This window comes from Bradyrhizobium guangdongense, from assembly GCF_006483445.1.
Classification (GTDB): Bacteria; Pseudomonadota; Alphaproteobacteria; order Rhizobiales; family Xanthobacteraceae; genus Bradyrhizobium; species Bradyrhizobium guangdongense_A.
The window spans coordinates 16,825-35,681 of record NZ_PPPT01000036.1 but is presented as its reverse complement, the minus strand read 5'-3'; the positions used below and the strand labels follow the sequence as shown (position 1 = coordinate 35,681).

Annotated in this window: 12 protein-coding genes and 1 pseudogene; 5 read left to right on the top strand and 8 right to left on the bottom strand. The window is 64.7% G+C overall.

All coding sequences use genetic code 11. The features are described from left to right. Together C2U70_RS05930 and C2U70_RS05925 are read left to right on the top strand one after the other, a co-directional pair. A pseudogene (locus C2U70_RS05930) lies at positions 1 to 277 on the top strand (acyl-CoA carboxylase subunit beta); the annotation flags it as partial. After that, positions 274 to 2,262 (top strand): acetyl/propionyl/methylcrotonyl-CoA carboxylase subunit alpha, encoded by a 1,989-nt coding sequence (locus tag C2U70_RS05925; protein ID WP_140976979.1) that lies wholly within the window; start codon positions 274 to 276, stop codon positions 2,260 to 2,262. The pseudogene C2U70_RS05930 and the gene C2U70_RS05925, both read left to right, overlap by 4 nt. Before the next feature lie 1,000 nt (positions 2,263 to 3,262). On the opposite strand, the gene C2U70_RS05915 is transcribed toward C2U70_RS05925, so the two are convergent. From C2U70_RS05915 to C2U70_RS05890, 6 genes are all read right to left on the bottom strand, one after another. Next, on the bottom strand, positions 3,263 to 4,249 hold the full coding sequence (locus C2U70_RS05915; protein ID WP_140976978.1) for an ABC transporter ATP-binding protein: 987 nt from the start codon (positions 4,247 to 4,249) through the stop codon (positions 3,263 to 3,265). Further along, complete coding sequence (locus tag C2U70_RS05910) at positions 4,246 to 5,256, bottom strand: ABC transporter ATP-binding protein (RefSeq protein ID WP_140976977.1); 1,011 nt, start codon at positions 5,254 to 5,256, stop codon at positions 4,246 to 4,248. The genes C2U70_RS05915 and C2U70_RS05910 overlap by 4 nt, the downstream gene beginning before the upstream one ends. Continuing rightward, entirely contained in the window at positions 5,256 to 6,149 is an 894-nt protein-coding gene (locus tag C2U70_RS05905; protein WP_186294084.1) for an ABC transporter permease, read from the bottom strand. Before C2U70_RS05905 ends, C2U70_RS05910 begins: the two co-directional genes overlap by 1 nt. A 194-nt stretch (positions 6,150 to 6,343) precedes the next feature. After that, positions 6,344 to 7,291 carry an ABC transporter permease gene (locus C2U70_RS05900; protein ID WP_140976975.1) on the bottom strand — a complete coding sequence of 316 codons (948 nt, stop codon included), beginning with the start codon at positions 7,289 to 7,291 and terminating at the stop codon, positions 6,344 to 6,346. Between the two features lie 40 nt (positions 7,292 to 7,331). Beyond that, a complete protein-coding gene (locus tag C2U70_RS05895; RefSeq protein WP_140976974.1) occupies positions 7,332 to 8,930 on the bottom strand; it encodes an ABC transporter substrate-binding protein in 1,599 nt (532 codons plus the stop codon). A gap of 384 nt (positions 8,931 to 9,314) precedes the next feature. Continuing rightward, positions 9,315 to 10,238: a 3-keto-5-aminohexanoate cleavage protein gene (locus tag C2U70_RS05890; RefSeq protein WP_140976973.1), complete on the bottom strand. Its 924-nt coding sequence runs from the start codon at positions 10,236 to 10,238 to the stop codon at positions 9,315 to 9,317. Between the two features lie 66 nt (positions 10,239 to 10,304). On the opposite strand from C2U70_RS05890, the gene C2U70_RS05885 reads away from it, so the two are divergent. After that, the gene (locus C2U70_RS05885; RefSeq protein WP_140976972.1) at positions 10,305 to 11,081 is read left to right on the top strand and encodes an SDR family oxidoreductase; all 777 of its coding nucleotides are present in this window, start codon (positions 10,305 to 10,307) and stop codon (positions 11,079 to 11,081) included. Between the two features lie 230 nt (positions 11,082 to 11,311). Here the strand turns inward: C2U70_RS05885 and C2U70_RS05875 are convergent, their stop codons facing one another. Further along, positions 11,312 to 12,862, bottom strand: a complete 1,551-nt coding sequence (locus C2U70_RS05875) for an AMP-binding protein (RefSeq protein ID WP_140976970.1) — start codon at positions 12,860 to 12,862, stop codon at positions 11,312 to 11,314. Between the two features lie 18 nt (positions 12,863 to 12,880). After that, positions 12,881 to 14,035, bottom strand: a complete 1,155-nt coding sequence (locus C2U70_RS05870) for an iron-containing alcohol dehydrogenase (RefSeq protein ID WP_140976969.1) — start codon at positions 14,033 to 14,035, stop codon at positions 12,881 to 12,883. A gap of 295 nt (positions 14,036 to 14,330) precedes the next feature. On the opposite strand from C2U70_RS05870, the gene C2U70_RS05865 reads away from it, so the two are divergent. Both C2U70_RS05865 and C2U70_RS05860 read left to right on the top strand, forming a co-directional pair. Beyond that, a complete protein-coding gene (locus C2U70_RS05865; RefSeq protein WP_140976968.1) occupies positions 14,331 to 15,539 on the top strand; it encodes an efflux RND transporter periplasmic adaptor subunit in 1,209 nt (402 codons plus the stop codon). Further along, complete coding sequence (locus C2U70_RS05860) at positions 15,536 to 18,694, top strand: efflux RND transporter permease subunit (protein WP_140976967.1); 3,159 nt, start codon at positions 15,536 to 15,538, stop codon at positions 18,692 to 18,694. Before C2U70_RS05865 ends, C2U70_RS05860 begins: the two co-directional genes overlap by 4 nt. Positions 18,695 to 18,857: the final 163 nt, after the last annotated feature.

Below are 18,857 nucleotides of genomic sequence, written 5' to 3'. Positions count from 1 at the left end.
CGAGCAGGCCGCCGAGACCATGGCGATCGTGACGGAGGCGGCCGCCGCACGCCGCGGGAAGCCGATCGAGAAGGAGAAGCTGGAGGCCATGAAGGCGCAGATCGTCGGCGTGTTCGACGGCCAGATGGACGTGTTCTCCACCAGCGCCCGCGTGCTCGACGACGGTGTGATCGATCCGCGCGACACCCGTGCGCTCCTCTCCGAGGTGCTCTCGATCTGCCGTGAAGGCGATACGCGCACACCCCAGCGCATGCAGTTTTCGGTGGCCCGCCCATGAGGAACGGATCAGTGCAGCGTCAAGCGTTCTTCAAGGTTTTGGTCGCCAACCGCGGCGAGATCGCATTGCGCGTGATGCGCAGTGCGCGCCGCCTCGGCCTCGGCGTCGTCGCCGTCTATTCCGATGCGGATCGCGATTCCCTTCATGTACGGCAGGCCGATCAGGCCGTGCGTATCGGCGAGGCCTTGCCCGCGCAGTCCTATCTGAATATCCCCGCGATCATCGCTGCAGCCAAGGCGAGCGGAGCGGATGCCGTGCATCCCGGCTACGGCTTCCTCGCCGAGAACGAAGACTTTGCGCAGGCCTGCAAGGATGCCGGCCTCGTCTTCATCGGCCCGTCGCCCCAGGCGATTCTGGCGATGGGCAACAAGGCCGGCGCCAAGGACATCATGAAGAAGGCCGGCGTGCCCTGCGTCCCCGGCTATCAGGGCGCCGACCAGGGCGACGAGGTCATGCTCGCGGAGGCCAAGAAGATCGGCTTCCCCGTGATGATCAAGGCGGTCGCCGGCGGCGGCGGCCGCGGCATGCGGCTCGTGGCTGACACGGCGTCGTTCCCGGATGCGTTGCGCAGTGCGCGCTCCGAGGCCAAGGCCGCGTTCGGCGACGGCAGCGTCATCCTCGAACGTGCGATCCAGAATCCCCGCCACATCGAGATCCAGGTGTTTGGCGACGCGCACGGGAACGCCATCCATCTCGGCGAGCGCGATTGCTCGGTGCAGCGCCGACACCAGAAGCTGATCGAAGAGGCGCCGTCGCCCGCAGTGACGTCGGAGCTGCGCGCGAAGATGGGCGAGGTGGCGGTCGCTGCCGTCAAGGCGTTGCGCTACGAGGGCGCCGGCACGCTGGAATTCCTGCTCGATGAACGCGGCGAGTTCTACTTCATGGAGATGAACACCCGTCTCCAGGTCGAGCATCCCGTGACCGAAGCCATCACCGGTCTCGATCTCGTTGAATTGCAATTGCGCATCGCGCGCGGCGAGCCGTTGCCCGTCAAGCAGCAGGACATCCGTTTCTCAGGCCACGCCATCGAGGTGCGGCTGTGCTCGGAAGACGCCGCGCATGATTTCATGCCGCAGTCCGGCCGCATGGTGCGCTGGCAGGTGCCTGATGACATCCGCGTCGAGCACGCGCTGCAATCGGGCTCGGAAATCCCGCCGTTCTACGATTCGATGATCGCCAAGGTGATCAGCCATGGCGCGAGCCGTGAGGAGGCGCGGGGACGTTTAATCGTCGGCCTGGAGCAACTCGTCGCCTTTGGCGTCACGACCAACCAGGCGTTCTTGATGTCGTGCCTGCGTCATCCCGGTTTTGCCAGGGGCGAGGCGACCACGGCCTTCATCGGCGCGCACCGCGACGAACTGCTGGCGTCGCGTAAGGACAGCGCGTCCGATGCAGCGCTTGCAGGCCTGCTCCTCTACGTCACCAATCCGCACGCCCCGTCATGGCGCAGCGGTCGCAGCCTTGCCGCGACCTTCCCGCTGCCCGTGAAGATCGAGATCGGCGGTCATGCGCACGAGCTCGACGTCAGGCGCGAGCGCGACGGCAGCTATGTCGTTGCAGCCGGCGAACAGACGCACATGTTCGAGATCGACCAGCTCGTTTCCGATGCAATTCGCTTCCGCCACGCCGGCGTGATGGACACCGCCAAATTCTATCGCGATGGCGACAGACTGTACGTCCAGCATCGTGGCTTGCCGCTCGCGGCAACCGATCTCACGCTCGCCGCGCCGAAGCTAGCTGCCGCCAATGGCGGCGACGGCAAGGTGCGTGCTGCGATGAACGGCCGCGTCGTCGCCGTTCTCGTCAGGCCGGGCGACCGCGTTACTGCGGGACAGCCTGTCATGACGCTGGAGGCGATGAAGATGGAGCACGTCCACAAGGCCGGCATCGACGGCGTCATCGCGGCGATCGACGTCGCCGAGGGCGAGCAGGTGACCACGGGCAGGATCGTGGTGGAGATCGGGGCCGATCAAGCGACGAGTTAGATAGCGCATCGACGGTCCGGCGGGCGAAGAAGTGGCGGGTCGATCCCCGTCTCGTCAATAATTCATAGTAATTTCAATGCGATGCCGTCCTCGCGTGGGTGACGCAACATAAAACTTGAGCGTTGCTCAATCTTCGGATACAAATTGTGAGCAATGCTCAAGATGTGGGGAAGGCCCCATTTTGCGCGCAGATGAACCCGAGAGGTCGATGCCATGCTCCCAGCTCCGTCCCGCCGGCCGTGGCCCGCCGCACCGCAAGCCCGCGAAAACTTTCTGATCTGCGCGCTCTTCATCCTGACCTCGGTAGCGCTCTTCGCGCCCGCGCTCCCCGCATCCGCGTGGCACGTGGCGCATTTCGTCGACACCCGCACCTGGATGGGCCTGCCCAATGCGGGCGACGTGCTCAGCAATCTCCCGTTCCTCGCGATGGGTGTCTGGGGCCTCGCGCGGCTGCGTGCCCGCCGTGATGCGCATGCCGGTGCAATCTGCTTCTTTGTGGGACTGATCCTGACCTGCATCGGGTCGAGCTACTATCATCTGGCCCCTGACGCGCCGGAGCGGCTGGTGGCCGACCGTCTCGGCATGGCGGTGGTGTTCGCGGGCTTTCTGGGCATCGCGGCCGGCGAGCGCATCAGCGCGCGTGCAGGTCAGGCGGTGGTGGTGCTGGTCGCCGCTGCGGGCTTGCTCGCGGCGTGGGTGGCACGCGAGAACCTCACGCCATGGGCGGTCGTGCAGTTCGGCGGCCTGGCGCTCGCCGTGGGACTGGCGCTGACGCGACCTGTGCCTCGTGCGCTTGGCGTGCCGCTGGGCGGCATGCTCGTCTTCTATGTGCTGGCAAAACTTTTCGAGCTGGGTGACGTCACCGTATTCGAAGCGACTGGGCACATCGTCTCGGGCCACACCCTCAAGCATCTCGGTGCAGCGCTGGCCGCCTGGCCGGTGATCCGGGCGTTGGGGCCTGTTCGGGATATCAAATCGATGCCCCGAAGAACGACAGCCGCTACTGGCTCCGCCCCGTCCCCTCATTCAGCAGGCACGCGACCTGGTGCCCGCCGCCGGCATCCACCAGCGCCGGCCGTTCCGTCTTGCAGCGATCCATCGCAAAGCGGCAGCGCGTATGAAACGCGCAGCCGGAAGGCGGGTTGACGGGGCTCGGCACGTCGCCATCGACCAGCGGTGCCAGTCGCTTGGTGTGCGGATTGGCGACCGGCACCGAGGCGAGCAGCGCCTGCGTGTAGGGGTGGCGCGGATTCCTGAACAGCTCGTCCTTGTCAGAAATCTCGACGATGCGGCCGAGATACATCACGGCGACGCGGTGGCTGATATGGGCAACCACGGCGAGATCATGTGCGATGAACAGATAGGAGAAGCCGTATTGCCGCTGCAGGTCGATCAGCAAATTGATCACCTGCGCCTGGATCGAGACGTCGAGCGCGGAGACCGGCTCGTCGCAGACGATCAGCTCCGGCCCGAGCGCGAGCGCGCGAGCGATGCAGATGCGCTGGCGCTGACCGCCGGAGAATTGATGCGGAAAATTGCGCATCTGGTCGGGCCGCAATCCGACTTGCTCGAACAGCTTTGCGACGCGCGTCTCCAGATCCTTGCCGGTCGCAATCCCGTGCACCATGATCGGCTCACCGACGATGTCGCCCGCGGTCATGCGCGGATTGAGCGAGGCAAAGGGATCCTGGAACACGATCTGCATCGAGCGGCGGTGCGGGCGCAGCTCGGTCTTGGAGAGACGGGTGATGTCCTCGCCGCGCAAGCGGATCTGGCCCGAGGTCGGCTCGACCAGCCGCAGCACGCTGCGCGCCACCGTCGACTTGCCGCAGCCGGATTCGCCGACCAGGCCGAGCGTCTCGCCCGGCGCCAGCGCGAAGCTGACGCCGTCGACCGCATGCACCGTGCCGACCTGCCGCCGCAACACGCCGGCGCGCACCGGATAATGCTTGATGAGGTCGGTGACCTCCAACAGCGCTTCCGTCATGCCACGGCCTCCGCGACATCGGCCGCGCGCCAGCAGGCGGCGAGGTGGCCGCCGCCGAGATCTTCGAGCGGCGGATATTCGCCCTCGCAGCGCTTGATCGCGAGCGTGCAGCGCGGTGCAAAGGCGCAGCCCTTCGGCAGGCGCACCAGCGAAGGCACCGTGCCGGGAATTTCGTTCAGCCGCGCCTGCGCCGCGACGCCGGGTGCGGGCACCGCCGGGATCGAGGCCATCAGGCCGCGGGTGTAGGGATGTTTTGGATCGGCGAATAGCTGCTCGACCGTCGCCTCCTCGACCTTTCGTCCGGCATACATCACGATCACGCGCTGCGCCGTTTGCGCGACCACGCCGAGATCGTGCGTGATCAGCACGAGGCCGGTGCCGAGCTCCTTCTGGAGATCGAGGATCAGCGCCAGAATCTGCGCCTGGATGGTGACGTCCAGCGCGGTGGTCGGTTCATCCGCGATCAGCAGCACGGGGCGGCAGGCCAGCGCCATCGCGATCATCGCGCGCTGGCGCATGCCGCCCGAAAGCTGGTGCGGATATTCCCGCGCGCGCCGCGCCGGCTCCGGAATGCGCACCAGGCGCAGCATCTCGACCGCGATGGCCTGCGCCTCCTTGGCCGACAGCTTCCGGTGCAGCCGCACGGCTTCCGTAATCTGGTCGCCGATCCGCATTACCGGATTGAGCGAGGTCATCGGCTCCTGAAAGATCATGGAGATGCGGTTGCCTCTGATGGCGCGCATCTGCGCCTCGTCCAGCGCGAGCAAATCGGTGCCTTCCAGCGTCACGGAGCCGCCGACGATACGGCCGGGTGGATCGGGCACGAGCCGCATCAGCGAGAGCGCGGTCACGCTCTTGCCGCAGCCGGATTCGCCGACGATCGCCAGCGTCTCGCCGCGCTTGACGCTGAACGAGACGTCGTCCACCGCCTTGAACAGGCCGGAATTGGTGAAGAACACCGTTTTCAGGTTCTTCACTTCGAGCACGATATCGTCGCTCTCAGCCATCAGCCGCGCTGCCGGGGATCGAGGATGTCGCGCAAGGCGTCGCCGAACAAATTGGTGCCGAACACTGCGAGGCTGATCGCAATCCCCGGGAAGATCACCAGCCACGGCGCGGTGCGGACATATTCGGCGGCCGATTCCGAGAGCATGCGACCCCAGGACGGATACGGCTCGGGAATGCCGAGGCCGAGGAACGACAGCGAAGCTTCGGTCAAAATCGTCGAGCCGAGCTGCGCCGTGGCGAGCACGATCAACGGCGCCAGCGTGTTGGGCAGAACGTGGCGCAGCGCAATCCGCACCTCGCTCATGCCGATCGATTTCGCGGCTTCCACGAACGGCTGCTCGCGCAGCGCCAGCGTGTTGGCGCGGATCACGCGCGCGACCGTCGGGATCAGGGGAATGGCGATCGCAATGATCACGTTCGGCAGGGACGGCCCGAGCGCCGCCGTCATCACCAGCGCGAGCACCAGCAGCGGCAACGCCTGGAGGACGTCGGAGACGCGCTGGAACACGAGGTCGACCCAGCCGGAGAGATAACCGGAGGTGAGGCCCACGATGACGCCGATGGAGGCACCGAGCGTGGTCGACCCGATGCCGACCGCGAGCGAGATCCGCGCGCCGTGAATGATGCGGCTGAACACGTCGCGGCCGAAAGAGTCGGTGCCCATCCAGTGCGCCATGCTCGGGCGGGCCAGCGCATGCGCGGCATCGACCGAGAGGGGATCGAAGCGGGCGAGGAAGTCGGCGAAGATGGCCGTGAACACGAACAGGATCATGATGACGAGGCCGGCGGCGCCCAGCACGTGCCGCTGCGCCAGAAACAGCACGCGCCGCCAGCCGCCGGTCGCATTGGCGCCGGCGCGTCTCAGTTCAACATCAAAGTCGATCGCGGCCATATGCTTACCTTCCCCCTCGCCCCGCTTGCGGGGAGAGGGTCGGGGTGAGGGGGGCTCTCCCCGGGGGCGGTGACAGTTGGACTCGCGGAGAGTCCCCCTCACCCGAAATTCCCGCTTCGCGCGAATTTCGGCCTCTCCCCGCAAGCGGGGAGAGGCGAAGAGATCCGTATCGGCCTGCAATCTGCATCATTCCATCAATCCGTGAAGCGGATGCGCGGGTCGAATACCGCGTAGAGCATGTCGACGGTGAAATTCGCGAACACGACGACCACGGCGATGAACATCACGAGGTTCTGCACGATTGGGTAGTCGCGCCAGCGGATCGCCTCGACCAGGAAGCGGGCAACACCGGGAATGTTGAACACGGTCTCGGTGACGATCAGGCCGCCGATCAGGAACGCCGCCTCGATGCCGATGACGGTGATGACGGGCAAGATCGCGTTCTTCAGGGCGTGGTTATAGTTCACCGACGCATCCGAGGCGCCTTTGGCCCGCGCGGTACGGATGTAGTCCTGCCGCAGCACCTCGAGCATCGAGGAGCGCGTGATGCGCATGGTCAGCGCCGAGCTGCGGAAGCCGACCACGGCGGCCGGCACCGCGTAGGTCGCAAACGCCTCCAGCCAGGTTTGCGGGTTAGGGTTGAAGATCGGCATCTGGCCGAACATCGCAACCGATGCGGTGAGGATGAGCAGGCCAAGCCAGAACGAGGGCAGCGACAATCCGCTGAGGCTGATGACGCGCAGCACATAGTCGAGCCGCGTACCCTGCTTCACCGCGCTGATGACGCCGAGGGGAATGCCGATCGACGCCGAGAACAGCAGCGCCAGCCCGGCCAGCCGCGCCGTGATCGGGATCCGCGGCAGGATCTCCTGCAGCGCCGGCTTCTCCGAGACGTAGGAGTAGCCGAAATCACCGCGCAGGAAGCCGCTGATCCAGTGCCAGTACTGCACCATCAGCGGCTGGTCGATGCCGAGCTCCTTTTCGAGATTGGCCTTGTCGGCGGGATCGACATAGCCGGCCGCCGCGAACAGGATGTCGACGATGTTGCCGGGAACGACACGCAACAGGAAGAAGATGACGATCGAGATCCCGAACAGGGTCACGAGCATCAGGAACAGGCGCCGCACCAGATAGGCAAACATCCTTCGCCCTCCCGCGAGCCCTAGTCTTTAGCCTGACGCGCTACTTGTCCAGCCACACATCCTCGTAACGGAAGCCATTATAGGAGCTGTTCGACATGATCGTGATACCCTTGACATAGGGCTGCCAGCACGTGCCGGCCCGGGCGTGGAAGATGATGGGCCGGGCGACGTCCTCCTGGAGCTTCTTGTCGATGTCCCAGACCAGCTTCTTGCGCTTGCCCGCGTCGGTCTCCTGGGACTGCGCGTCGAACAGCTTTTCGATCTCCTTGTTGCAGTAATTGGTGTAGTTGCGCTCCGAGCCGCAGGAATAGTTCTCGTAGAAGGACTGGTCGGGATCGTCGACGGCATTGCCGGTCAGGTTGAGGCCGAGCATGTAGTCCTTGCGTGCCACCTTCGGGAACCAGTTCGCGGTCTCCACCACGTCGAGCTCGCCGTCGATATAGATGCTCTTGAGCTGGTCGATCAGGATCACGGCGGGATCGCGATACTCCGCGAGGTTGCGCGTCGAAACCTTCACCGCGAGATGCTTGTCCGGACCATAGCCCGCCTTTTGCATCAGCTTCTTCGCCTCTTCGCGGTTCTTGTTCACGTCGGGACCGTAGCCGGGAATGCTTTCCAGCATGTCCTTCGGCATGCCCCAGAGCCCCTGCGGTGGCGGCAGCATGGTGCCGCCGACGTCGCCCTGGCCCTCAAACATGATCTGGATGAAAGATTTGCGGTCGAGCGCCATCGCCATGGCGCGGCGGATGTCGATATTGTCGAACGGCGCGGCGCTCGAATTGACGATGATGTTGGTGGAGACGTTGGTCGGCTCGACCACGCAGGTCGCGTTCGGCGCCTGCGACTTCAGGTCCTTCAGCAGCGGGATCGTGATGTGCGTCGGGAACGTCATGTCGAACTTGCCAGCGACGAAGGCGAGGATCGCGGTCGAGCGGTTGGTGATGATCGTGTACTCGATGCCGTCGAGATAGGGCCGGCCCTTCTTCCAATAGTCGGGATTGCGGACCAGCTTGATCGATTCATTGGCCTTGAACTCGACGAACTTGAACGGACCGGTGCCGATCGGGTTGGTGCGCATGTCGCCGGGCGAGACGTGGCAGGGATAGACCGGCGTGTAGCCCGAAGCGAGCAATGCCAGCAGCGAGGGCTGCGGTCGCTTCAAATTGAAGGAGACCTCGAGATCGCCGTTGGTCGAGATGTCGTTGACCTCGTTGTACCAGGCTTTTCGCGGGTTCTGCCTGAACTTCTGCTGCGATTTGCCCATCAGCATGTCGAAGGTGCACTTCACGTCGGCCGAGGTGAACGGCTTGCCGTCGTGCCATTTGATGCCCTGGCGCAGCTTGAAGGTCAGCGTCTTGTTGTCGTTGACCCAGGTCCAGCTCTCCGCCAGCTCGGGCCTCAGCGCGTCGGGGCTGTTCTGCGCGACGTGCTGGTCGTAGATGACGAGATTGTTGAACACCCCCATGAACGGCACGTTGATCGAATAGGTCGCGCCTTCATGGATCGAGGCATTGCCCGGGCTGTCGCGGTGATACATCCGCAGGATCCCGCCCTGCTTGGGCTCGCCTGCAAAAGTGGTGGTGGGATCCGCCAGCAACGATAGCGCCGCCAAAATGGCGAGCGCCTGCACGCTCCGCATGCTCATCCTCCCTCTGTGTCGGCCTTTGCGGCCTGTTTGGGGTGACGATAGCCATGCGGACCGGGGCAGGCAACCGGCAAGTCCCATTGCCGTCTTGGTAATTCGGATGACGGAAGGCCGCAGGCGGTCGCGTTTCACCGAAAGGCCGCACGCGGCCGTCTTTCATAATGTGAGAGTGGCGGGGCAGTCGGCCATAAACTCCGCTGTCGTCCCGGGGCGCGAAGCGAGCCCGGGACCCATAGCCACAGGGAGATGTTGTGGTGCGAAGTGGTAACCACGAGCCTTCGCCAAACCACTCACTGTGGCTATGGATTCCGGGCTCGCGCGGCGCGCGCCCCGGAATGACGACCTGAGGTGTGGCGCGCTTGTCCGGGACGACGGAGATTACACCTGTAGCGTGTCGCCGCCCTTCAGGTGCAGCATCTCGCGAGCCTCGTCGGACGACGCGACCTCCAGCCCGAGGCCTTCGATGATCTTGCGGGCGAGCCGCACCTGCTCGGCGTTCGAGGAGGCCATGCGGCCGGGCGCGGCCCACAGGGAGTCCTCCAGCCCGACGCGGATGTTGCCGCCCATGGCGGCCGCCATCGCGGCGATCGGCAGTTGATGCCGGCCGGCACCGAGCACCGACCAGATGAACTTGTCGCCGAACAGCCGTTCTGCGGTGCGCTTCATGTGCAGCACGTCTTCCGAATGCGGTCCGATGCCGCCCTGCAGGCCGAACACGGTCTGTACGAACAGCGGCGGCTTTACGAGGCCCTGCTGCAGGAAATAGTCGAGGTTGTAGAGATGTGCGGTGTCGTAGCATTCGAACTCGAACCGGGTTCCGCTCTCCGCCAGCGTCTTCAGCACGAACTCGATGTCCTGAAACGTGTTGCGGAACACAATGTCCTTGTTCTCGACATGCTTGCGCTCCCATTCATGCTTGAAGGTCTTGAAGCGGTTGAGCATGCCGAAGAAGCCAAAGTTCATCGAGCCCATGTTGAGCGAGGCGACCTCCGGCTTGTAGACCGCTGCGGGGCGCACCCGCTCGTCCACCGTCATGGTCGGCGAGCCGCCGGTGGTGAGGTTGATCACCGCGTTGGAGCGCTGCTTGATGATCTTGAGGAACGGCGCAAACGCCTCGGGCGACTGATCGGGCTGTCCGGTTTCGGGGTTGCGCGCGTGCAGGTGCACGATGGCGGCACCGGCCTCCGCCGCGTCAATGGCCGCATCCGCGATCTCCTGCGGCGTTACGGGGAGTGCCGGCGACATCGAAGGCGTGTGGATCGCACCGGTCACGGCGCATGTGATGATGACTTTGCGGGCCATGGTTTGCACTCCGGCGTGGCTCTGATCTAACGTCACGCTTAGCATTTCGAATCGGACGGAGCCATCATGGATCTCGACATCAAAGGGTTGCGCGTGCTGGTGACCGCGGGCGCCAACGGCATCGGTCTTGCAATCGCCCGCCGCTTTGCCGGCGAGGGCGCAAAAGTGCATGTCTGCGACGTCGACGAGATGGCGCTTTCGGCGCTCGCCAGGAGCGATGCTGCGCTGACGCGCTCGCAATGCGACGTGTCGGATCGTGCTGCCGTGCAGAAGATGTTCGACGAGGCGCAGCGCCAGCTTGGCGGGCTCGACGTGCTCGTCAACAATGCCGGCATCGCCGGGCCGACCTCGAAGGTCGAGGAGATGAATCCCGAGGATTGGGATCGCTGCCTCGACATTTGCCTCACCGGCCAGTTCAACTGCACGCGGCTCGCGGTGCCCCTGCTGCGCGAAAGCCAGAACGCCTCGATCGTCAACATCTCCTCGGCCGCGGGCAAGGTCGGCTTTGCCATGCGCACGCCCTACGCCGCCGCCAAATGGGGTGTGATCGGTCTGACGAAATCGCTGGCGATCGAGCTCGGCCCCGACAACATCCGCGTCAACGCCATTCTGCCCGGCCTCGTCGCCGGCGACCGCCAGCGCCGCGTGCTGGAGGCGAAAGCGCAGCAGCGCGGCATCTCCTACGCCGAGATGGAGCGCATCGCGTTCTCCTATACCTCGATCAAGGACTACGTGACACCGGAGCAGATCGCCGACCAGATCCTCTTCATGTGCAGCCCCCGCGGCCGCACGATCTCGGGGCAGGCGATCTCGATTTGCGGCGATACGCAGATGTTGGGGTAGCTTCAGGAGTCCGCAACATTTTCAGTCGTCGTCCCGGACAAGCGCGCCCCAAGCGCGCGCCGATCCGGGACCCATAACCCCAGGGAGAAGTTGTCGCACGAACTGGCAACCACGAGTCTTCGCCAAACTCAATCCTGTGGCTATGGGTCCCGGATCTGCGCTTACGCTTGTCCGGGACGACACTGAGTGTGTGGCACGCGCTTGCGCAATTCATGCAAGGGGAAAACCCCTCACACAATCCGCGACGTCTTGTTCCCCCAATAGCGATCCCGCAGCAACCGCTTGTACAGTTTCCCCGTCGGCAGCCGCGGCAACTCCTTCTCGAAATCGACCGAGCGCGGCACCTTCTGCCGTGACAATGACGCTCCGCAGAACGCGATCAGCTCCTCCGCGAGCGCGGGTCCCGGCACCACGCCCGGCATCGGCTGCACCACGGCCTTCACCTCTTCACCCAAGTCCGCATTGGGCACGCCGAACACGGCGGCGTCGGCGACCTTGGGATGGGTGATCAAGAGGTTCTCGCATTCCTGCGGATAGATGTTCACGCCGCCCGAGATGATCATGAAGGTGGCGCGGTCGGTGAGGTAGAGGAAGCGGTCGTTGTCGACATAGCCGACGTCGCCGACCGTGCTCATGCTGCCGTCGGCCGAGCGCGCCTCCTTGGTCTTTTCGGGGTCGTTGAAATATTCGAACGGGGTGGCCGTCTTGAACCACACCGTGCCCGGCGTGCCGACCGGGCATTCCTGCATGTTCTCGTCGAGGATATGGAGGTCGCCGAGCAGCACCTTGCCGACGGTGCCGCGATGGGCGAGCCATTCCGCGCTGTCGCAGGCGGTGAAGCCGAGCCCTTCGGTGGCGCCGTAATATTCGTGGATGATCGGGCCCCACCATTTGATCATGTCCTCCTTCACCAGCGCCGGGCAGGGGGCCGCGGCGTGGATCGCGATCTCGAGTGACGAGAGGTCGTAACGCTTGCGCACCTCCTCCGGCAGCTTCAGCATCCGCGAAAACATCGTCGGCACGAGCTGGGTGTGGGTGATGCCCCATTTTTCGACGAGTTGGAGATAACGCTCCGGGTCAAAACTCTCCATGATGATCACGGTGCCGCCCATGCGGATCGTGAGGTTCACGGCTGCCTGTGGCGCCGAGTGATAGAGCGGGGCCGGTGACAGGTAGACCATGCCCTCGCGGTAGTGCCAGAGTTTGGTCAGGAAATCGAACAGCGGCAGATTGTGCTTTGGCGGCTCCTCCGGCAGCGGGCGCAGAATGCCCTTCGGACGACCCGTCGTGCCCGACGAATAGAGCATGGCCGTGCCGAGCCATTCGTCCGCGATCGGCGTCTTCGGCATATCCTTGGTAGCATCCTGCAAGCCGACGATGCGGTCGCTCTCGCCGGGACCATCGGCAACGATGCAGAGCTTGACGTCGGGACAAGCGTGGAGCGCCTCGCGCGCGATGTCGAGTTTGGCGACCGACGTGATCAGGATTTTGGACTGGCTGTTGGTCAGGAGATAGGCGAGCTCGCCCGCGGTCAGGAACGAGTTGATGCAGGTGTAATAGAGCCCACTCCGTTCGCCCGCGCCGCAGGCTTCGAGATAGCGCGAATTGTTCTCCATGAAGATCGAGACATGATCGAGCCGCTTCAAGCCGTGCTTGCGAAAGAGATGCGCGAGCCGGTTGCTGCGCGCATTCAGCTCGCGATAGGTTACGGCCTCGCCCGTGCCGGCCATGATGAAGGCGGGTTGCAGCGGGCGTAGACGGGCGTGCGTTCCGGTGTACATCAGTCCTCCAGATTGGAATCAGGCGGCGAGAAGCAGGATTTCGCGCACCTGCGCAGGAGATTCGATCTTGCGCGGATTGCGCGGCACCCAGGGCGTGCGCATCGCCTGAGCGGCGATGGCGTCGAAATGCTCTGATGAAACGCCAACGTCGGCGAGGCTGCGCGGCATGCCGAGCCCGCGGATGAAGGCGTCGAGCACGTCGGCGGCCTGGAGGCTCGGATAGCCCATTGCGGCCGAGACGATCGCCTGGCGATCGGCATTGTCAGATGCGTTCCAGCGCATCACCGCAGGCAGCATCACGCAGGAGGTGTAGCCATGCGGCACGTCGAAGGCCGAGCCTAGCACGTAGCCGATGCCATGGCTCGCGCCCATCGGCACGCCGGCCGACAGCGCGCCCATCGACAGCCAGGTGCCGATCTGTGCGTCCATTCGCGCGTCGAGATCGGCCGGGTTGGCCTTCACCCGCGGCAGCGCGTCGGCGAGCATCGCGAGCCCCTTGACCGACTGTGCATCGGCAAAGGGATGCGTCTCGCGCGAGCAGATCGCTTCCACGCAATGATCCACCGCGCGGATGCCAGTCGAAAGGAACAGCCATTCCGGCGTGTGCACGGTAATGGCGGGATCGAGGATCGTCACCCGCGGCACCGTCAACGGATGCCGCAGCATCTCCTTGACGTTGCTTTTCCGGTTGGTAACGCCGGCAATGGAGCTGAATTCGCCGCCGGCGATCGTGGTGGGCACGCTGATCTGCCGGACGGTCGGTGCGGCCATCTCGGGCGCGATACCTTTGTGAACCCGGATCTTTTCGATGCCCTCAACGGTGTCGATGCCGTTGGCGAGGCAGAGTTGCACCGCCTTGGCGCCGTCGGTGATGGAACCGCCGCCGACGGTGACGATGATGTCGGCGCGCGCCTCGCGCGCCGCATTGGCGGCTGCGATGACCGCCTCGCGCGGTGTATGGGCCGGCATCGCGTCGAACAGACCGGCGCAGCGCAAGCCCAGGGCCTGCTTGATCTTTTGGATTTCGTCGGTCTGCCGGTGCAGCGTCCCGGAGACCATCAGGAAGGCGCGGTTCGCCCGCAGCCGGTCCATCTGCTCGACGATCGCGCTGGCGGCGGAATGGCCGAACACGACCTCGTCGATCGCGCCGTAAACGACACGTCCTTGGTACAAAACTGTCCTCCCGGGACATCATTCTTGTTGTTCTTGCACCAATCTAGCCGAGCCGGTGCCCTCCGTCATGCGTGAACACGCTGGCCAAAATAGCCGCAGATTCGCCGTGTCCGCCCCTTTGACGGCTACTGTGCATGGGGTTGTTTTCGCCCGTTTTGGACGAGCCCCCGACCGGCCAAACATTGCGCACCTGGCCGTCTTGAAGGGGTCATCGACGAGACCCATCTTGTGCCGTCTGCGGGTAAACGGCTACCCTGTTAGGTAATCGTCGCCACCAAGGAAGGGGGCCAAGAAGATGAGCGAGCTGAGCAAGCCGAAACCACAGGTGTACCCAGCTCGAGCGCAGATCGCCTCGCCTCCCGTCCTCGCCATCCTTGCCCTGACCGTCGCAGGTGTCCTCGCTGGCTGCGACAGGCCGGCCCAGCAGGCGGCCGCGCCGCCCCCGCCAGCGGTGACCGTCGCCCAGCCCACAAAACGCACCGTGACCGATTGGGACGAGTTCACCGGCCGTTTCGAGGCGGTCGAGGAGGTGCAGGTGCGTCCCCGGGTCGGCGGCTTCGTCAACTCCGTCGAGTTCCAGGACGGCGCGATCGTGCGCACCGGCGACCTGCTCTACGTCATCGACCCCCGCCCCTTCGAGGCCGCGGCCCAGCAGGCCGATGGCCAGTTGTCGGACGCGCGCGCCAAGGTGGAGCTTGCCAAGCGCGAGCTCGATCGAGCCCTGAACCTGGTCCAGACCAACGCCGTCTCGGAACAGGTCGTCGACCAGCGCCGCCAGGCCCTGCAGGCCGCCCACGCCGCAGAGATGCAGGCCGAGGGCGCGCTGAAGGTAGCCAAGCTCAACATCGAGTTCACCCATGTGCAAGCGCCGATCACGGGCCGCGTCAGCCGTCACCTCGTCAGCCCCGGCAATCTCGTGCAGGGCAGCGACAGCGGCGGCTCGACGCTGCTGACCTCGATCGTCACGCTGGATCCGATCTACATCTATTTCGACATGGACGAGGCGACCTATCAGAGGAATTCGCGGCTCTGGTTCGAGGGCAAGCGGCCGAGCTCGCGCGATACGCCGAATCCGGTGCAGGTGACGCTCGCCGGCGAGACGAAACCGTCGCATGACGGCACCATCAACTTTCTCGACAATCGTCTCGACGCCTCGACCGGCACGCTGCGCAGCCGCGCGGTCATCCCCAACAAGGATCTCTCCATCCTGCCCGGCCAGTTCGGCCGCGTACGGCTGATCGGCAGCTCGCCTTATGAAGCGTTGTTGATCCCGGACACCGCCGTTGCGACCGACCAGTCCCGCAAGATCGTCTTCGTGGTCAAGCCCGACGACACCGTCGAGGCAAAGCCCGTAACCCTCGGACCGCTTGACGACGGGCTGCGCGTCATCCGCGAAGGGCTGAAAGCCGATGACCGCGTGATCGTGGACGGCATCCAGCGTGCCCGCGTCGGCGCCAAGGTCACGCCACACACGGCCCAGGCGCCGGCCGGTGGCAAGTCATGAATCTCGGCCGCCTCTCCATCAACCAGCCCATCCTGGCGATGGTGCTGTCGATCGTGCTCCTGATCGTGGGCGCGCTCGCCTACACCACGCTGCCGATCTCCGAATATCCGCAAGTGGTGCCGCCGACCGTCGTCGTCACCACGCAATATCCCGGCGCCTCCGCGCAGACCGTATCGGACACGGTCGCGGCGCCCATCGAGCAGGAGATCAACGGCGTCGAGGACATGCTGTATCTCTACAGTCAGGCGACCTCGAACGGTCAGTTGACCATCACGGTCACCTTCAAGCTTGGCACCGATCTCGACAAGGCCCAGGTACTGGTTCAGAACCGCGTCGCGATCGCGCAGCCGCGTCTCCCTGAGGAAGTGCAGCGTAACGGCGTCACCACGCGCAAGAACTCGCCCGACATTTTGATGGTCGTGTTCATGCTGTCGCCCGACGACACTTTTGACCAGCTCTACATCTCCAACTACGCGCTGCTCCAGGTGCGCGACCAGCTCCTGCGGCTCGACGGCGTCGGCGACATCCAGATCTTTGGCGCCCGCGATTATTCGATGCGGCTCTGGCTCGACCCCGATCGCATCGCCAATCTCGGAATGACATCGGCCGAAGTGCTGGCGGCGATCCGGTCGCAGAATGTGCAGATCGCGGGCGGTCAGATCGGCGAGCCGCCGATCGCAGACCGCGCCTTCCAGCCGAACCTCACTTTCACCGGCCGGCTGAAAGACCAGAAGCAGTTCGAGGAAATCCTGATCAAGGCCGGCGCCGACGGCCGCACGGTGCGGCTGCGCGACGTTGCCCGCATCGAGCTGGGCGCGCTCGCCTACAGCACCAATTCTTTCCTGCTGCGGAAATCCGCCGTCGCCATGCTGGTCACGCAGCGGCCCGGCTCGAACGCGCTCGCCACAGCCAAGAACATCACCGACACCATGACCCGGCTGAAGGCGAGCTTTCCGAAAGGCCTCGACTACAACATCGGCTACAACCCGACCGAGTTCATCGCGCAATCCGTCCACGAGCTGATCAAGACGATCTACGAGGCCATGATCCTCGTCGTCATCGTGGTGCTCGTGTTCCTGCAGGGCTGGCGTCCGGCGATCATCCCGATCATCGCGATCCCGGTGTCGCTGGTCGGCACCTTTGCGGTGATGGCGGCGCTCGGCTTCTCCATTAACAATCTCACGCTGTTCGGCCTCGTGCTCGCCGTCGGCATCGTGGTCGATGATGCCATTGTGGTGGTGGAGAATGTCGAACGGCATCTCGAGCGCGGCCTGAGCCGGCGTGACGCCGCGCTGAAGACCATGGAAGAGGTCGGCGGTGCGCTGGTTTCGATTGCGCTGGTGTTGTGTGCGGTGTTCGTGCCGACCGCGTTCATCGGCGGCATCTCCGGGCAGTTTTTCCAGCAGTTCGCCGTCACGATCGCGGTCGCGACCGCGATTTCCTGCTTCTGCTCGCTGACGCTGTCGCCGGCGCTGGCCTCGCAGATCCTGGTCCCGCACGAGGAGAAGCGGCCGCCTGCGCGCTGGAATATCGTCGCGCGCGGCTGGGGCGCCTTTACCGGCGTCTTCAACCGCACCTTCGACCTGCTGGCGCATGGTTATGCAGGCGTCGCCAATTTCGTGATCCGGCATTCGGTCGTGATGCTCCTGTTCTATGTCGCGCTGATCGGCAGCGCCGGCTGGCTGATCGTGACCACGCCGCAAGGTTTCATTCCGGCGCAGGATCGCGGCTACGTCATCGTCTCCGTGCAACTGCCCGGCGCAGCCTCGCTGGCGCGCACCACCGAAATCGTGCGCGAGATCGAGCGGATCGCGCTCGATACGCCCGGCATCATCCGCGTCGCCGCCTTCGCCGGCTTCTCCGGCGCAACGCGCACCCAGGCCGGCAACGCCGCGGCGCTGTTCCCCGTTTTCGATGAGCCGGAGGTGCGCCTGAAGAAGGGGCTCTCGGCCAACGTCATCACCGGCGAGCTGCGCAAGCGCCTGTCTGCGATTCAGGGCGCTTTCATCATCGTGATCCCACCGCCCGCTGTGCCCGGCATCGGTACCGGCGGCGGCTTCACCATCCGCGTCCAGGACCGACAGGGCCGCGGTGCGCAGATGCTCGCGGCGGCGACCGACGAGCTCGTGACGGCCGCGCGCAAATCGCCGAGCCTCACCTCGGTATTCTCGCCGTTCACGGCGAACACGCCGCAGGTTTTCGTCGACATCGATCGCACCAAGGCACAGAAGCTCGGCGTGCCCATCGCCAACATCAACGAGACCATCCAAACCTATTTCGGCTCGACCTACGTCAACGACTTCAACCTGTTCGGCCGCACCTATCACGTCACCGCGCAGGCCGACCTGCCGTTCCGCAAAGAGACCAGCGACCTGTCGCGGCTGCGCACGCGCAATGCCAGCGGCGACATGGTGATGCTCGGCAGCGTGGTCGATTTCCGCGACATGTCCGGCCCCGACCGTGTCGCACGCTACAACCTCTATCCGGCGTCCGAGCTGCAGGGCGAGCCGACGCCGGGCACGAGCTCGACCACCGCGCTCGACGCGATCAAGAAGCTTGCCGACGATACACTGCCGAGCGGCTTCACGTTCGAATGGACCGACCTGTCCTACCAGCAGGTCACCGGCGGCAACGCCGGCCTGCTCGTATTCCCGATCTGCGTGCTGTTCGTCTATCTCGTGCTCGCTGCGCAATATGGCAGCTGGACCTTGCCCTTCGCGGTCATCCTGATCGTGCCGATGTGCCTGCTCGCCGCCACCATCGGCGTGCGTCTGATGGGGCAGGACGTCAACATCCTCACCCAGATCGGTTTTGTCGTGCTTGTGGGCCTTGCCGCCAAGAACGCGATCCTGATCGTCGAGTTCGCCCGCGACATCGAGCTCGAGGGCAAGCCGCGCCTGGAGGCCGTCATCGAGGCCTGTCGCTTGCGGCTGCGGCCGATCCTGATGACGTCCTTCGCCTTCATCCTCGGCGTGCTGCCGCTGGTGATCTCGACCGGCTCGGGCTCGGAGATGCGGCAGGCCGTCGGCGTCGCCGTATTCTTCGGCATGATCGGTGTCACGCTGTTTGGCCTCGTCTTCACGCCGATCTTCTACGTCGTCGTCCGCAATCTCGCGGAGGGGCGGAACACGAAGAAGGCCGAAACCACAGCGTGATGTTCCCCGATGTCGTCCTGGCGAAAGCCAGGACCCATTACCCCAGGAGCGGTTGTGTTGCGAAGCTGGCAACCACGAGTCTTCGCCAAACTTCTCCCTGGCGTAATGGGTCCTGGATCTGCGCTTCGCTTGTCCAGGACGACAGTATTCTATTGGTGCGCCT

What these genes read in the sequence shown, in the direction of transcription:
- C2U70_RS05900 (WP_140976975.1), bottom strand. Translation starts at nt 7,291, where the DNA reads ATGTTTGCCTATCTGGTGCGGCGCCTGTTCCTGATGCTCGTGACCCTG.
- C2U70_RS05890 (WP_140976973.1), bottom strand. Translation starts at nt 10,238, where the DNA reads ATGGCCCGCAAAGTCATCATCACATGCGCCGTGACCGGTGCGATCCAC.
- C2U70_RS05910 (WP_140976977.1), bottom strand. Translation starts at nt 5,256, where the DNA reads ATGGCTGAGAGCGACGATATCGTGCTCGAAGTGAAGAACCTGAAAACG.
- C2U70_RS05875 (WP_140976970.1), bottom strand. Translation starts at nt 12,862, where the DNA reads ATGTACACCGGAACGCACGCCCGTCTACGCCCGCTGCAACCCGCCTTC.
- C2U70_RS05915 (WP_140976978.1), bottom strand. Translation starts at nt 4,249, where the DNA reads ATGACGGAAGCGCTGTTGGAGGTCACCGACCTCATCAAGCATTATCCG.
- C2U70_RS05865 (WP_140976968.1), top strand. Translation starts at nt 14,331, where the DNA reads ATGAGCGAGCTGAGCAAGCCGAAACCACAGGTGTACCCAGCTCGAGCG.
- C2U70_RS05895 (WP_140976974.1), bottom strand. Translation starts at nt 8,930, where the DNA reads ATGCGGAGCGTGCAGGCGCTCGCCATTTTGGCGGCGCTATCGTTGCTG.
- C2U70_RS05905 (WP_186294084.1), bottom strand. Translation starts at nt 6,149, where the DNA reads ATGGCCGCGATCGACTTTGATGTTGAACTGAGACGCGCCGGCGCCAAT.
- C2U70_RS05885 (WP_140976972.1), top strand. Translation starts at nt 10,305, where the DNA reads ATGGATCTCGACATCAAAGGGTTGCGCGTGCTGGTGACCGCGGGCGCC.
- C2U70_RS05860 (WP_140976967.1), top strand. Translation starts at nt 15,536, where the DNA reads ATGAATCTCGGCCGCCTCTCCATCAACCAGCCCATCCTGGCGATGGTG.
- C2U70_RS05925 (WP_140976979.1), top strand. Translation starts at nt 274, where the DNA reads ATGAGGAACGGATCAGTGCAGCGTCAAGCGTTCTTCAAGGTTTTGGTC.